10 protein-coding genes are annotated in these 14,720 nt (G+C 75.1%); 6 read left to right on the forward strand and 4 right to left on the reverse strand.

Translation table 11 applies throughout. The features are described from left to right. Positions 1 to 35 precede the first annotated feature (35 nt). Both ACI794_RS00195 and ACI794_RS00200 read left to right on the forward strand, forming a co-directional pair. Positions 36 to 1,184, forward strand: coding sequence for an exonuclease SbcCD subunit D (locus tag ACI794_RS00195; protein WP_456615431.1), 1,149 nt, complete (start codon positions 36 to 38; stop codon positions 1,182 to 1,184). Beyond that, the gene (locus ACI794_RS00200) at positions 1,181 to 4,141 is read left to right on the forward strand and encodes an AAA family ATPase (protein WP_456615432.1); all 2,961 of its coding nucleotides are present in this window, start codon (positions 1,181 to 1,183) and stop codon (positions 4,139 to 4,141) included. Before ACI794_RS00195 ends, ACI794_RS00200 begins: the two co-directional genes overlap by 4 nt. A 63-nt stretch (positions 4,142 to 4,204) precedes the next feature. Here the strand turns inward: ACI794_RS00200 and ACI794_RS00205 are convergent, their stop codons facing one another. Beyond that, positions 4,205 to 5,374 (reverse strand): acyltransferase family protein, encoded by a 1,170-nt coding sequence (locus ACI794_RS00205; protein WP_456615433.1) that lies wholly within the window; start codon positions 5,372 to 5,374, stop codon positions 4,205 to 4,207. An 80-nt stretch (positions 5,375 to 5,454) separates the two neighbouring features. On the opposite strand from ACI794_RS00205, the gene ACI794_RS00210 reads away from it, so the two are divergent. The 3 genes from ACI794_RS00210 to ACI794_RS00220 are packed head-to-tail and all read left to right on the forward strand — an operon-like array spanning position 5,455 to position 8,367. After that, positions 5,455 to 6,672, forward strand: a complete 1,218-nt coding sequence (locus ACI794_RS00210) for a 5-(carboxyamino)imidazole ribonucleotide synthase (RefSeq protein WP_456615434.1) — start codon at positions 5,455 to 5,457, stop codon at positions 6,670 to 6,672. 10 nt (positions 6,673 to 6,682) lie between these two features. Next, entirely contained in the window at positions 6,683 to 7,189 is a 507-nt protein-coding gene (gene purE / locus ACI794_RS00215) for a 5-(carboxyamino)imidazole ribonucleotide mutase (RefSeq protein ID WP_456615435.1), read from the forward strand. A gap of 23 nt (positions 7,190 to 7,212) precedes the next feature. Continuing rightward, positions 7,213 to 8,367: an acyl-CoA dehydrogenase family protein gene (locus ACI794_RS00220; protein WP_456615436.1), complete on the forward strand. Its 1,155-nt coding sequence runs from the start codon at positions 7,213 to 7,215 to the stop codon at positions 8,365 to 8,367. Positions 8,368 to 8,406: 39 nt separating this feature from the next. Here the strand turns inward: ACI794_RS00220 and ACI794_RS00225 are convergent, their stop codons facing one another. The 3 genes from ACI794_RS00225 to ACI794_RS00235 all read right to left on the reverse strand — a co-directional run bounded on the left by ACI794_RS00225 (position 8,407) and on the right by ACI794_RS00235 (position 11,507). Continuing rightward, positions 8,407 to 9,228, reverse strand: coding sequence for a DUF1028 domain-containing protein (locus tag ACI794_RS00225; RefSeq protein ID WP_456615437.1), 822 nt, complete (start codon positions 9,226 to 9,228; stop codon positions 8,407 to 8,409). A gap of 87 nt (positions 9,229 to 9,315) precedes the next feature. After that, positions 9,316 to 10,113 (reverse strand): TIGR03089 family protein, encoded by a 798-nt coding sequence (locus ACI794_RS00230; RefSeq protein ID WP_456615438.1) that lies wholly within the window; start codon positions 10,111 to 10,113, stop codon positions 9,316 to 9,318. Then, a complete protein-coding gene (locus ACI794_RS00235) occupies positions 10,113 to 11,507 on the reverse strand; it encodes an LCP family protein (protein WP_456615439.1) in 1,395 nt (464 codons plus the stop codon). The genes ACI794_RS00230 and ACI794_RS00235 overlap by 1 nt, the downstream gene beginning before the upstream one ends. A 611-nt stretch (positions 11,508 to 12,118) precedes the next feature. Here ACI794_RS00235 and ACI794_RS00240 point away from each other — a divergent pair. Beyond that, a complete protein-coding gene (locus tag ACI794_RS00240; protein ID WP_456615440.1) occupies positions 12,119 to 14,656 on the forward strand; it encodes an N-acetylmuramoyl-L-alanine amidase in 2,538 nt (845 codons plus the stop codon). Positions 14,657 to 14,720: the final 64 nt, after the last annotated feature.

Genomic DNA, 14,720 nt, shown 5'->3' on the forward strand with positions numbered 1-14,720 from the left:
GCGGTTCTGTCGGACCCCCTCCTTACCTTGCGCCCATGCGGCTGCTGCACACCTCCGACTGGCACATCGGCCGCACCCTCCACGGCACCGACCTGCTCGCCGAGCAGGAGGAGGTGCTGGGCGAGCTGGCCGCCGTCGTCGCCCGCGAGGAGGTCGACGTCGTCGTCGTCGCGGGCGACGTCTACGACCGGGCGGTGCCCTCGGCCGACGCCACGGCGGTGCTCGACCGGGTGGTCGGCCGGCTCCTGGGCACCGGCGCGCAGGTCGTGCTGACGCCCGGCAACCACGACTCGGCCCGGCGGCTGGGCACCTTCTCGGGGTTGCTGAGCGCCGCCGGCCTGCACGTGCGCGCGGCGACGGCGCGGTCGGACGAACCGGTCCTCCTGGCCGACGAGCACGGCGAGGTGGCGGTCTACGGGATCCCGTTCCTGGAGCCGGAGGTGGCCCGGCACGAGCTCGGGGTCCCCGGTGCCCGCGGGCACGAGGCGGTGCTGCGGGAGGCGATGGACCGGGTGAGGGCCGACCTCTTCCTGCGGCCGGGGGTGCGCTCGGTGGTGCTGGCGCACGCCTTCGTCGGCGGCGGGGTGGCCAGCGACAGCGAGCGGGACATCTGCGTCGGCGGCGTCGACCTGGTGCCCGGTCCGGTCTTCGACGGGGTCGACTACGTGGCGCTCGGACACCTGCACCGGCCGCAGACGCTCAGCCCGCGGATGCGCTACAGCGGCTCGCCGCTGGCCTACTCCTTCGGGGAGGCCGGGCAGCAGAAGCAGGCCTGGCTGGTCGAGCTGGACGCCGCCGGCCTGGCCGGGGTGCACGCGGTGCCGCTGCCCACCCCGCGGCCGCTCAGCGTGCTCACGGGCACGCTCGAGGAGTTGCTCGCCGACCCGGCGCACGCGGCTGCGGAGGGCCACTTCGTCTCCGCCCGGCTCACCGATCCGGCCCGGCCCGCCGACCCCATGCGCCGGCTGCAGGCCCGGTTCCCGTACTGCGTGCACCTGGACTGGACCGGCGCCGAGGCCTCGGCCGGGGGTGGCAGCTACCGCGAACGGATGCGGGGGCGCAGCGCCCTGGAGATCGCCGGGGAGTTCGTCAGTGCGGTGCGCGGCGTCCCGGCCAGCGCTGCGGAGCGCGAGCTGCTGGCCCGCGCGCTCGGTGCCGCCGACCGCGAGGAGGCGGCCCGATGAGGCTGCACCGGCTGTCCCTCACGGCGTTCGGGCCCTTCGCCGGCACCGTCGAGGTCGACCTCGACGAGGTGGGCCGGGACGGGCTCTTCCTGCTGTGGGGGCCGACGGGTGCGGGTAAGACCACGCTGCTGGACGGGGTCGTCTTCGCGCTCTACGGGCGGGTCCCCGGCGCCCGCGGCGAGGAGAAGCGGTTGCGCAGCGACCACGCCGACGCCGCCACCCGCACGGAGGTCAGCTGCGAGCTGACCCTCGGCGAGGAGCGGCTGCGCGTGGTGCGGCGGCCGGAGCAGCAGCGGCCGAAGAAGCGCGGTGAGGGCTGGGCGACCGAGCAGGCCAAGCTGGTGGTCTCCCGGCTCACCGACGGCGGGTGGGAGCCGGTCAGCACGCGCATCGACGAGGGCTCCGAGCACCTGCGCACGCGGCTGGGGCTCGACGTGCACCAGTTCTGCCAGGTCGTGCTCCTCCCGCAGGGTGACTTCGCGCGGTTCCTGCGAGCCGAGCCGGAGCACCGCACCGAGCTGCTCCGCACGCTGTTCGACGTCGACCGCTTCGCCCGGGCCGAGGAGTGGCTCGCCGACGAGCGGACGGCGGTCCGCGCGGCCACCGAGGACGCCCGGCACCAGCTGGGCACCCTGCTCGACCGCGTCGCCCAGGCGGCCGGCGTCGAGGTGCCCGAGGAGCTGGCCCCCGAGTCGGTGGGCGCCGGGGCGGGGGGTGGCGTGCTGCGCTGGGTGGCGGAGGTCCGCGCGACCGCGGCGGCGCGGCTCGCGTCGGCCACGGCGCGGGCCGACGCGGCCGCCGCGGAGGTGGCCGGTGCCGACGCCGAGCTGACCGAGGCCCGTGCGCTGGCCGCACGGCACACCCGGCGCGACCAGGCCTCGGCGGAGTTCGCGGATCTCGAGCGGCGCGCGCGGACGCTCGCGCCCCTGCGGGCCGAGCGCGACGCCGCTCGCCGGGCCGAACCGCTGCGCGACGTGCTGGACGCCGCGTGCGCGGCCGGTCGGGCGGCCGAACGCGCCGCGGAATGCCTGACCGGCGCCGTCGCGACGTGGCGGCCGGTCGCGGAGGGCCGTCCGGCCGACGGCGTGGTGGCGCGCGAGCTGCGGGACCGGGCCGCCGAGGCGCGGGCGCTCCTCCCGGAGGTGGAGCGCGCGCGTGCCCTGGAGCGCTCCGTCGCCGCGCTCGCACGGCAGGTCCGCGAGCTGACCGAGCGGTGCCGCGCGGGGGAGCAGGCCGTCGCAGCCCTCCCGGCACTGCTCGCCGGGCAGGAGCAGGAGGTGGCCCGGGCCCGGGCGGCCGCCGCGGAGCTGCCGGGTCTGCGTGCGTCGCTGGAGTCCGCGGAGGCAGGCCTCGTCGCCGCACGGGGGGCGGCGGACCTGGACCGGGCGCTCCACGTGCTGCGCGACGACGCCGCCCGGGCGCGCGACGACCGGGCCGACGCCCGGGAGCGGTGGCTGGAGCTGCGCGCCCGGCGACTCGACGGCATGGCCGCCGAGCTCGCCGCCGGCCTCGTCGACGGTGCCGACTGCCCGGTCTGCGGTGCCGTCGAGCACCCGCGCCCCGCGGCGCCGGGTGCCGAGCGGGTCACGGCCGCCGACGAGGACGCCGCCCGGGGGCTCGCCGACGCCGCGGAGGCGGCGTTCACCGCGGCGACCGGCCGGCTGGAGGTGGCGGAGCGCGAGCTGGCCGGCCTGCGGGCCCGCGCCGGCGAGCTGCCGCCGGAGCAGCAGGCGGCACGCGTCCTGGAGTTGACCGCGGCCGTGCGCAGCGCGACCGGCCTGGCCGGGGGTCTCGCCCCGGCCGAGTCCCGGTTGCGCGAGCTGGTCGCCGAGCGGGAGGAGGCGGCGGCCCGCCTGGGCGCCGACCGCGAGGAGCTGCGCGCCCGGACCGCCGAGCACCACGCGCTGACCAGCGGCCTCGCGGAGCTGACCGGCCGGCTGGCCGCCGCCCGGGGCGACGACGCCGATCTGGCGGCCCGGGTCGCCCGGCTGTCGGCCGCCGCGGAGGCGTGCGAGTCGGTGGTCGCGGCCGAGGTCGAGGAGCTGCGCGCCCGAGCCGAGGCCCAGGCGGCGAGCCGGGCGGCGGAGGAGCGGGCCCGGGCCGCCGGGTTCGACGACGCCGGGGCGGCGGAGTCGGCGCTGGCCGGTCCCGGCCGGCTGGCCGAGCTGGACCGGCAGCTCGACGGTCACGACCAGCGGGTGGCCGTCCTGCGCGCTCGGCTGACCGACCCGGAGCTCGCCGATCTCCCCCCGCGCCCCGACCTCGGCGCGCTGGAGAGCCGCTGCGCCGCCGGCACCCGCCGGCGGGAGGAGGCGGTGGCCGAGCTCAAGCAGGCGCGCCGCTGCACGAGCTCGCTCGAGGACCTGGTGGGGCGGGTGAGCGCAGCCGAGCTCACGCTGGCCGAGCTGCGCGCCTGGAGCGACCAGGTCACGGCGCTGGCCGACCTGACGCACGGTCGGGGGGCCAACGCACGCCGCATGCGCCTGCAGTCGTTCGTGCTGGCCGCGCGGCTGGAACAGGTCGCCGAGGTGGCCAGCCGGCGGCTGCTGGACATGTCGGGCGGCCGCTACACGTTCCTGCACAGCGACGCGCAGGGCCGGCACGGCGCCCGCGGTGGCCTGGGCCTGGACGTCCTCGACGAGTACACCGGCGCCCGCCGGCCCACCAAGACGCTCTCGGGCGGGGAGAGCTTCATGGCTTCCCTGGCGCTGGCGCTGGGCCTCGCCGACGTGGTCACCGCGGAGACCGGCGGCGTCCGGATCGACACCCTGTTCGTGGACGAGGGGTTCGGCACTCTGGACGCGCAGGCGCTGGACGCCGTGATGACGGTGCTGGACGAGCTCCGCCGCGGCGGCCGCACGGTGGGGGTGATCAGCCACCTCGAGGAGCTGCGCACCCGCATCCCCACACGGCTGGAGGTCGTCGCCGGCCGCAACGGCTCGCGACTGGCCGGGTGACCCCGGGCCCCATCGACGGACTCGCTCCCGGCCGGGTGCCGGTCCCCGCGGAAGAGTCCCCGATCAGACGGTGGCCTCCTCCCGGGCCGGCGCAGGCCGGCGAGGGGGCGGGACGAGGGCGGGCGCGGCGGTGACCGGAGCCGTCGCCGGCGGTGGGAGGTCGGCGCGGGGCCGGCTTCGCCGCCCGAGCGCGACGGCCGGCAGCTCGACCCATCGGTAGGTCAGCTCGCTGACCGCGAGGGTGACGACCACCCACAGCGCCGAGCTCAGCCAGGCGCCGGGCAGCGCGGGCACCGCGGCCAGCACCAGGCATTGCACCAGGTAGACCGAGTAGCTGGTGACGCCCAGCCGGCGCAGGGGGGCCGGCACCGCGCGCCGCCGGAGGGCGATGCCGGCGCAGAACAGGAGGTACGCGCCGAGCCAGGCGGTGAGCATCGCCAGGAAGGCCGGGGCATCCGGCCGCTGCGGCGTCACGACGACCGCCGCGTGCAGCAGGGCGACCCCCGATGCGAGGACGGCGGCCACGCACAGCACCAGGGAGCGCGAGGGCACCGCCCCGCTGTGCCAGCGGTGGAAGACCGTGCCGGTGAGCATGGTGGCCAGGCAGAACGCGCCGGTCGGCGGGGTCGCGCCCACGAGAGAGCCGGCGCCCAGGGCGAGCGCCAGGCACACCGCCGCGGCAGTCAGCGCGAGCGCGACGCTGTGCCGGTGGAGCCGGAGGGCGAACAGGACCGACACCCCCAGGTAGAACAGCATCTCGAAGGCCAGCGTCCAGTAGGACACCAGCGCGTTCGGGACGCCGACCAGCATCTGGACCATGGACAGGTTGGCCAGCCAGTCGCCCACCGACATGGGGGCTGCAGGTGTGGCGACACCGGAGAAGGCCAGCCAGGCGGCAGCGCCCAGGCTGAGCCAGTAGAGGGGGAAGAGCCGGAAGAAGCGGCTGCGCCAGAAGGCGGCCAACCGGCGGCCGCGCCCGTCCGACACCGGGCCTCGCTCGAGGCTGGCCGGGATGATGAAGCCGCTGCACAGGAAGAACACCATGACGCCCATCTGGCCCAGCAGGACGCCGGAATGCGTCAGCTCCTGGAAGGCGGGGAACGCTCGCTCGCCCACGTGCTGGGCCAGGACGAGGCCGACCGCCACCCCCCGGAGGCCGTCGAGGAAGTCCAGCCGGGAACCCGGACGGGGCGTGCGCGCGCTAAGGAGTGCGCACTGTGATGGAGCCGTCACGCAGGGAGGCTAGAAGCTGCGAGGCTCCGTTCCCCTCCCGACGAGCGGGGAATGGGCTGCCCTTAGTCTCGGCAGTCACCATGGCCACTCCACTCGACTCGCGCACCGGGCTGCCCGTGGTGGCCGTGGTCGGCGGCGGTCAGCTCGCCCGCATGACGTCCCAGGCCGCCGTCGCGCTCGGTCAGTCCCTGCGCGTGCTGTCCGCCGGCCCGGACGAGTCGGCCGCGCTCGTTGCCGCCGACGTGCGACTCGGTGACCACCAGGACCTCGAGGCCCTCCGCGCGGTGGCCGACGGGGCCACGGTGGTCACCTTCGACCACGAGCACGTGCCGACGGAGCACCTCCGCACGCTGGTCGAGGAGGGCATCCGCGTCGCCCCGGGCCCGGATGCCCTGGTGCACGCGCAGGACAAGCTGGTGCTGCGCCGTGCGCTCGCGGAGGCCGGGGAGCCGCAGCCGGCCTGGGCGGAGGTGCGGACGGCGCGCGACGTCGCCGCCTTCGCCGGGGCGCACGGCTGGCCCGTCGTGCTCAAGACCCCCCGCGGCGGCTACGACGGCAAGGGGGTGTTCGTCGTGGGGGATGCCGAGGCCGCCGCCGGGCTGCTGGAACGGCACGGCACCCTGCTGGCCGAGCAGCGGGTGGCCATGGTTAGGGAGCTCTCGGCCCAGGTCGCGCGGTCGCCGTTCGGCCAGGTGGCGGTGTGGCCGGTCGTGGAGACCGTGCAGCGCGACGGCGTCTGCGCCGAGGTGTACGCGCCCGCGCCCGGGCTCCCCGACGACCTGGCCACCGCGGCCCAGGAGCTCGCCGTGCGGATCGCCGACCGGCTCGGCGTCGTCGGCATGCTCGCGGTCGAGCTGTTCGAGACCGAGGACGGGGTGCTGGTCAACGAGCTGGCGATGCGGCCGCACAACTCCGGCCACTGGACCATCGAGGGCGCGCGCACCAGCCAGTTCGAGCAGCACCTGCGCGCCGTCCTCGACTACCCGCTGGGCTCCACGGAGATGGTCGCCCCGGTCGTGGTGATGGCGAACGTGCTCGGCGGTGCGGCGGCGGACGAGGGTTGGACCGGCCCGGCGCTCGACGAGCGGATCCACCACTTCATGGCGCACTGGCCCGACGTGAAGCTGCACTGGTACGGCAAGACGCAGCGCCCGGGCCGCAAGCTGGGCCACGTGACCGCCCTCGGCACGGAGCTCGCCGAGGTGCGCGCCCGGGCGGTGGCCGCGGCCCGGTACCTGGCCGACGGGGTCGTCGACCCGGCGTTCGCGTTCGAGCACGAGCACGAGCACGAGCACTGAGGAGCAGGGCATGAGCGACCCGGTCGTCGGCATCGTCATGGGCAGCGACTCGGACTGGCCGGTGATGCAGCCGGCCGCCGAGGCGCTCGAGGAGTTCGGCGTCGCCTGGGAGGCGCACGTCCTCTCGGCGCACCGCACCCCCCGCCGGATGCTCGACTACGCCGAGGCCGCCGCCGGCCGCGGCCTGCGGGTGATCGTCGCCGGCGCCGGTGGGGCCGCCCACCTGCCCGGGATGGTCGCGGCGGCCACCCCGCTGCCGGTCATCGGCGTGCCCCGGCCGCTGGACCGGCTCGACGGGCTGGACAGCCTGCTCTCGATCGTGCAGATGCCTGCCGGCGTGCCGGTGGCCACCGTGGGCATCGGCGGCGGCCGGAACGCCGGGCTGCTCGCGGTGCGCATCCTCGCCGCCGGCGACGCGGAGCTGCGCAGCCGGGTCGAGCGGTTCCAGGCCGAGCTCGCCGAGAGCGTCGTCACCCGGGACCTCACCCTCCAGGAGCGCCTCGCTACCCGCGGGTAGTCGGACGTCCTACGATCGTCGGCGTGGGTACGAACAGCGGGCTGTACGCGTTGACCGAGGAGCACGAGGCGATCCGGGCGGCGGTGCGCGACATCGCCGAGCGGGAGATCGCGCCCCACGCCGCCGAGGTGGACGCCGAGTCGCGGTACCCGATCGAGGCGCAGAAGGCGCTCACCGCGGCGGGCTTCCACGCCACCCACATCCCCGAGGCCTACGGCGGCGAGGGCGCCGACGCGATCGCGACGTGCATCGTCATCGAGGAGGTCGCCCGGGTCGACATGAGCGCCTCGCTGATCCCCGCGGTCAACAAGCTGGGCTCGATGCCGGTGATCCTGTCGGCGTCCGAGGACCTCAAGCAGAAGGTGCTCGCCCCCATCGCCGCCGGCGAGGCGATGATCAGCTACGGCCTGTCCGAGCGCGAGGCCGGCTCCGACGCCGCCGCCATGAAGACCCGCGCCCGCCTCGACGGCGACAGCTGGGTGCTCAACGGCACCAAGGCGTGGATCACCAACTCCGGCGTCTCCGAGTGGTACACGGTCATGGCCGTCACCGATCCCGAGAAGGGCGCCAACGGCATCTCCGCGTTCGCCGTCCACCGGGACGACCCGGGCTTCGCCGTGGGTCCCAAGGAGCGCAAGATGGGCATCAAGGGCTCGCCGACCTGCGAGCTCTACTTCACCGACTGCACCATCCCCGCCGACCGGATCATCGGGGCGCCGGGCACCGGCTTCAAGACCGCGCTGCGCACCCTCGACTTCACCCGGCCCACCATCGGCGCCCAGGCCGTCGGCGTCGCGCAGGGGGCCCTGGACGCCTCCGTCGCCTACGTCAAGGAGCGGAAGCAGTTCGGCAAGGCCGTCGGCGAGTTCCAGGGCGTGCAGTTCATGCTCGCCGACATGGAGATGAGGATCCAGGCGGCCCGCCAGCTGGTCTACGTCGCCGCCACCGCGGGGGAGCAGGGGCGTCCCGACGTCACCGGGCTCTCGGCCTCGGCCAAGGCGTTCGCCTCCGACGTCGCCATGCAGGTGACCACCGACGCCGTCCAGCTGTTCGGCGGCGCCGGCTACACCCAGGACTTCCCGGTCGAGCGCATGATGCGCGACGCCAAGATCACCCAGATCTACGAGGGCACCAACCAGGTGCAGCGCATGGTGATCGCCCGCAGCCTGCTCAGGTAGCCGAGCCCTCCGCCGGCGCAGCTGCCGCGCGACGGCGGCTCAGTCCAGGAGCCGGGAGACCGCAGCCAGCCGGGCGTCGCCGGCCATGGCGCCGAGCCATGTCGACCAGCCCGGTCGGCTGCGCATCGCCTCCAGCGCCCGGCGGGCTCCGTCCCGGTCCCCTCGTCGGGATGCGGCGAGAGCGGCGTAGAGGTCGCGGGCGCCCTCCGGGGCGAAGAGCGCCAGGTACTCGTAGTCCCGCTCGTCGTACGCCCGCTGCAGGTTGCGCAGCATGCGGAGCTGGGCCACCGGATCGCCGGAGTCGTCGACGCGCAGGTCCGCGCGCAGGCCGTCGTCCTCCTCCGTGGCCGGCTCCCCGGCGACGACGAGCAGCGCAGCCGACTGGCGGCCGCGCAGGTCGCCACCGGCCTCCTGGCCGGCGAGCAGCGCCGCGAGCAGCCGGTCGGGCAGCGCGCCGGTGGCGCCGGTGAAGGCCTCGGCCATCACCGGCAGCACGCGGTCGGACGCGAGCATGTTCCCCTGGACGCTCCAGCCGTCACCGAGGAGGTGTCCACCGGCGGGGAAGGACCCCGGTCCGGTGTCGGCCGCCACCTGCCCGGTGGCGTCCATGACGGCGAGCTGGCGGTCCCCGTCCTCGGCCGAGTGCGTGGCCCGGCGGACCAGGTCCGCGGGCTCGCTGCCCGCAGCCAGCCCCTCGAGGACGGCGTACCCGGTCCCGCGCGGGCTGCGCGCCTGCACGGCGACGACGCCCACGCCCGGTCGGGCGCCGGGCACCGCGCGGCCGACGGCGAGGATGCAGGACGAGACGGCGACCCCGAGCTCCCCGGTGCCCGGGTCGCGCCCGAGGATCGAGAAGGTCACCGTCGGCGCCCCCTGCTGCGGGGCGGGTTCGTCGCTGCGGTCACGGTCCTCCGGCCTCCATGGCGGCGGGGTGCGGGCCGCGGCCGGTCAGGCCTCCCGGCCCAGCTCGCGGACCCCGTCGATCCGGTGCCCGAGGGTAGCCGTGACACGCTCGGTGGCGGCGCGGTGCTCGAGGCGCGAGACGTCCGCCGAGCCGACGAGGACCACCGACGCGCCGGCGGCCAGCGGTGCGAGCAGCCAGGCCACCGGTCCGGCCTCGGCGGCGACGGAGGCGTCCACCATCAGCCGGTCGCCGGCCACGATGCCCAGCCGCTCCGCCAGCTCGCCGGCCGCCTGCACGAGGCCGGCGAGGGAGAGCTCCAGGCCGCCCAGGGCGAGGCCCGGACCGTCCGGCCGGGGCGGTGCCCACGGGTGGAACACGTCACCGTGCACCCGCACCTCGAGCGCGAAGTCCCGCGCCGGGCCGGTGTACCCGGTCATGCCCATGCCCAGGGGGTGCAGGGACAGGCCGAGCAGCTCCGCGACCCCCTGCTCCTCGAGGGGCTGCAGGCGGTCCTGCGCTGCGAGCACGACGTCGACGTCGTCGAGCCGTCCGTCGTCCTCCGGGGCGGTGTCGACCACCGTGGCCCCGCAGCTCCACACGGCGAGGAGCACGGCCGCGGTCTGCCAGTGCACCGGGAGCGCCAGGGCGACCCGGCTGCCGGGGCCGACGTCGAACTCCTCCTGCAGGAGGTTCGCCGTCTTGGCCACCCAGTTCGCCAGCGTCGCCGTCGAGAGCTCGACCCGCTCCCCGGTGGCGTCGTCGTAGTACGTCAGCAGGGGGGTGGCGGGGGAGCGGTCCAGCGCCCCGGCCAGGAGGTCCGCGGGGGTGAGGGGGGCGGGCATCAGTTGATGCAGGCGGTGTCCGCCGCGGTGCGGGCGTCCTGGCCCTCCACCGGTGCGGTCGGTGCCTGCGGGGTGACGGCCTGACCCACGCCGTTGAAGTCGCTGCCCAGCACGAGCTGCACGCTACCGGTGGCGGCGTCGTCGCTCTCCTCGGCGACCGCGCCGGGGATGGCGGCGGCCACGGTCAGGGCGAGCGCTTCGTCGCCGGCGGCGTGGCGGACGACCGTCTGCTCGTAGTCGCTGGAGTCGGCGTTGCCGGTCGTCCCGACGGAGAACCCGCCCGCCGTCAGCGACTCGGCCGCCTCACCGGCCAGACCGGAGATGCCCGAGCCGTTGTAGACGTCCACGGTCACCGTGGCGGGGTCGACGGTCCGCGGCGCCTCGGTCGTCACCGGGGCCTCCTCCTCCGGCTCGGCCGAGAGGTCGGCGAAGAAGTCGTGGAGCGCGTCCTCGTCCTCGAGCCGCACGATGGACCGATCCTGGTCGTCGCGGTCGGTCCCCAGGTTGGGCACCGTCTGGAAGTCGACGCCGCCGGCGGTCACCGACTGCATCTGGCCGGCCAGCTCGAAGAGGTCCAGCGACTGGTCGACGGTGAGGGAGTCGGCGGCCGCCTGGACCAGCTCGCGCTGCTTGCCGAGGTCCAGCAGGACGTTGTCGGAGAGGATCTTGCGGATCATCCCGGCGATGAACACCTGCTGCCGCACGATCCGGTCGAAGTCACCGCGGAGCAGCCCGTGCCGCTGGCGCACGAAGGCCAGGGCCTGCTCGCCGCTGATCGTCTGCACGCCCGCGGGGAGGTTCACGCCCGAGTAGCCGTCCTTGGCGGGCTCGCAGAGGTTGACCTCGACGCCGCCCACGACGGTGGACAGGTTGAAGAAGCCGAGCAGGTCGACCTCGGCGTAGTGGTCGATCTGCAGACCGGTGAGCTGGCTGATGGTGCGGATGAGCAGCTGCGCGCCCGCCGCCTGCTTCTCGGTCTCCGTGGCGTTCTCCGACGCCTCCTGGGTGTAACCGTAGGCGTAGGCGGCGTTCAGCTTGTCCCAGCCGTAGCCGGGGATCCGGACGTAGGAGTCGCGGGGGAAGGAGACGAACGACGCGCGTGAGCCGTCGGCGGGGACGTGCGCCAAGATCATCGTGTCGGTGTTGATCCCGTTGCTCGCCTCGGTGTTGAGCGCCTCGAGCTCGTCCTCCGTCGCGCTGGCGCGGCTGTCGTTGCCCACCAGCAGCAGGTTCATGGCCTCACCGGCGCGCCCGAGCCCCTCGTTGCCGCTGGTCGGGATCGCGTCGGTGCGCGTGACGCTGGCATCGGCGACCCGTCCGAGGTACCAGCCCCAGCCCCCGGTCCCGAGCAGCACCAGCGACAGCACCGCGGCGATGGCGCGCACGGCCGTCACGGCGCCAGCGGAGCCGCCACCGGAACCCGCCGCGCCGTCCCGTGAGCGGCGCCGGGTCGAGCCATCGGGGGAGCGACGCGGCCGGCCGGCCCGGGGGTCGAGTCGGGCGGGCAGTGGGCTCGAGGCGCCGTCGGGGCGCTCTGCAGAGCGGGTCACGGGTGGTCCTCACGTCGGGCCGGACTCGGGGCAGGTTCGGGCGTCTCGCCCGTCAGGCTGGACGTGCCGGGACGATACGTCGCACCGGGCGGCCCCGAGGGCAGAGACCGGGTGTTCCCGGCGACTCCGGCGCCTCTTCGGTGCCGTCCGTCACGCAGGGCACAACAGGCCCCATCCGTCGCGCGGTGCGGGTCCGGCAGCCGCCCCTCCGGGGTCGACCCGACCGACGGCCCGGTGACCCGGCGCGCCGCTGCCACCCATCGAGGCGCTTCGCGTCTCCCGCAATCCGGCGATGCCCGACCGTGCGTGTCGGTCACGATCTGTCACGTTTTAGTCACTTACCCTCGTGTCGAGGTCGTGCCGAGCTCAAGTCCGTGTCGCCGTCGACCGATGAGTGGAGCGGGGCTCCTTCCCCGCCAGCTGCCGCCCCGCTGACACCCAACCGGAGGTCGACCGTGTGTCGCGTCATCGCGGGAACCACCGCATTCGTGGCCCTGACCGGCACCCTCCTCGTGCTGCCTGTCTACGCCTCGCCGTTGCCCGAGGCGGAGCCCGTCGAGACGAGCATCGACACCGTCGAGCTCGGCTCCGCCGACGCGCCCACGTCCGTGGCCGACGTGGCACAGGCCGAGGACATCGTGCCCGAACTGGTCGGGGAGGTCGCCGGCGACGCCGGGCCCGGAGCTCAGCCGGTGGCAGCAGAGGACCCGGTCCTGACGTTCGCGCGCTCACGGGGGGAGGAGTTCTCCGCCGTCGGAGTCACCTGGGGTGTCGACGAGGAGACCCGCGACGTGACGGTGCGGCTCCGCTCGCGCGCCGTCGGTGGGGGATGGGGGGAGTGGGCAGAGCTCCAGGCCGATGACGTCGAGCAGTCCCCGTCCGCGGAGACCGCCGAGGTGCGGGCGGGAACCGCGCCGTACTGGACCGGCCCGAGCAGCGGCGTCGAGGTGCAGGTGACCGCGGCCGGCGGCGAGCAGCCGCGAGACGTGCAGGTCGAGCTGATCGACCCGGGCACGAGCGAGGCCGATACCGCGCTCGGCGCTTCCGACGCGGTCGGCCAGGCGCACGCGGCGTCGGCGATGCCGGTGGTGCACAGCCGTGCGCAGTGGGGAGCGGACGAGTCGATCCGGTTCTGGGACCCCGAGTACGCGCCCACCATCAAGGCCGCCACGCTGCACCACACGGCCGACGCGAACGGCTACACCGCCGATCAGGTGCCGGCGATCATGCGGTCGATCTACGCCTACCACACGAAGAGCCGGGGCTGGGGGGACATCGGCTACAACGTGATCGTCGACCGGTTTGGCCGGATCTTCGAAGGCCGTCACGGCGGGCTGTCCAGCACCGTCGTCGGCGCGCACGCCGGTGGCTTCAACACCGGGACCTTCGGGGTCTCGATGCTGGGGGACTACTCGAAGGTCGACACGCCGCAGGCCATGCTCGACAGCGTCGCCGCGATCATCGCCTGGAAGCTGGATCTGTACGGGGTGGACCCCAAGGGCACGACCCAGCTGACGTCCGGCGGTGGCACGTCGCGCTTCCCGGCGGGGCAGGTCGTCACCGTGCCGACCGTCTTCGCGCACCGAGACGTCACCAACACGGCCTGCCCGGGGCAGTACGCGTACAACCGCATGGGCCAGCTACGGGACATGGTGGGAGGGCGCATCGGCCGGTCCCCCGGCGGTAGTCCGCTCGGCGGCCTGGAGTCCCTGCAGCTCGACGGCTCGGTGCTGTCGTTCTCCGGCTGGACCTTCGATCCCGACTTCCCGACGGGGAGCATCGCCGTGGGCATCGAGGTGGGCGGCCGTCGTGTGGTCACCGCCACGGCCGACCGGTTCCGACCGGACGTCGCGGCGGTGCACCCGCAGGCCGGCCCAGGCCACGGCTTCGCCGGTTCCCTCTCCCTCACACGGGGCCGGCACCAGGTGTGCGTGGTGCTGCTCAACGCCCCGCCTTCCGGTGCCGACGTCTGGACGCGGTGCCAGTACGTCACCGTCGCGACCGACCCGGCACCGGGGAAGGACCCGGTCGGCAACCTGGAGGCGGCCACGATCTCAGGGCGCACCGTGTCGCTCCGCGGGTGGGCTGTGGACCCGGATGCGCTCACCGCGGCCCTCAGCGTGCACGTGTACGTCAACGGCAGCGCAGTGGGGGCGGTGACCGCCGGGCTGGACCGACCCGATGTCGCCGCGGCGATACGGGACGCAGGACCGGCGCACGGGTTCCAGGCGTCGTTCGAGAGCCCGGGCCCGGGCAGGCACAAGGTCTGCGTCTACGCCATCAACCAGAACGCCGGGACCACCAACCCCGAACTCGGTTGCCGGACGGTGGACGCCCCGGCCGGACCGTGGGCTCCGCGCGGCAGCCTGGACACCGTCAGCGCCAGTGGGCGCACGGTGACCGTCACGGGATGGGCCCTGGACGACGACACGCCGCAGGAGGCCTCCGTGATCCACCTGCACGTCGACGGCGTCCCTGCGAAGGCTCTCCGTGCGGACGGTCGCCGGGACGACGTGGCGGCCGCGTTCCCGGCGGCGGGCAGCCGGCACGGCTACGTGGCGACCCTGGATCTGGCACCGGGCGCGCGGTCCGTGTGCGCATACGCACTGAACACCGGCTACGGGACCGTGAACACGCAGCTGGGGTGCCGTTCGGTGTCCGTTGCCGCATCCGCGTGGAACCCCGTCGGCAGCCTCGACGGCGTCGACGCCGGCACCCACGGCGTGGCCGTCCACGGCTGGGCCTGGGATCCCGACCGGGGGGCCGGTGCGACGTCGGTGCACGTCTACGTCGACGGTCGCTGGGGGGCGGCCATCACGGCGGCGGAGACCCGAGCGGATGTGGCAGCGGCCGTGCCCACCGCCGGCCCGGCCCACGGTTACGCGATCACGCTGCCGCTGGGCAGCGGGCAGCACCAGGTCTGCGCCTACGCCATCAACACCGGGCACGGCTCGACTAACCCGCTCCTCGGGTGCCGCACGGTCCAGGTCTGACCCGCACCGCTACATCCGGATCCCCGGCTCTGGTCCTCATGAAAGGCACGGCCATGTCTCGATC

The organism is Blastococcus sp. SYSU DS0541, from assembly GCF_054050875.1.

Excerpts from the sequence above, each read along its gene's own strand:
- ACI794_RS00195 (WP_456615431.1), top strand. The coding sequence starts at position 36 with ATGCGGCTGCTGCACACCTCCGACTGGCACATCGGCCGCACCCTCCAC.
- ACI794_RS00200 (WP_456615432.1), top strand. The coding sequence starts at position 1,181 with ATGAGGCTGCACCGGCTGTCCCTCACGGCGTTCGGGCCCTTCGCCGGC.
- ACI794_RS00210 (WP_456615434.1), top strand. The coding sequence starts at position 5,455 with ATGGCCACTCCACTCGACTCGCGCACCGGGCTGCCCGTGGTGGCCGTG.
- purE (WP_456615435.1), top strand. The coding sequence starts at position 6,683 with ATGAGCGACCCGGTCGTCGGCATCGTCATGGGCAGCGACTCGGACTGG.
- ACI794_RS00230 (WP_456615438.1), bottom strand. The coding sequence starts at position 10,113 with ATGCCCGCCCCCCTCACCCCCGCGGACCTCCTGGCCGGGGCGCTGGAC.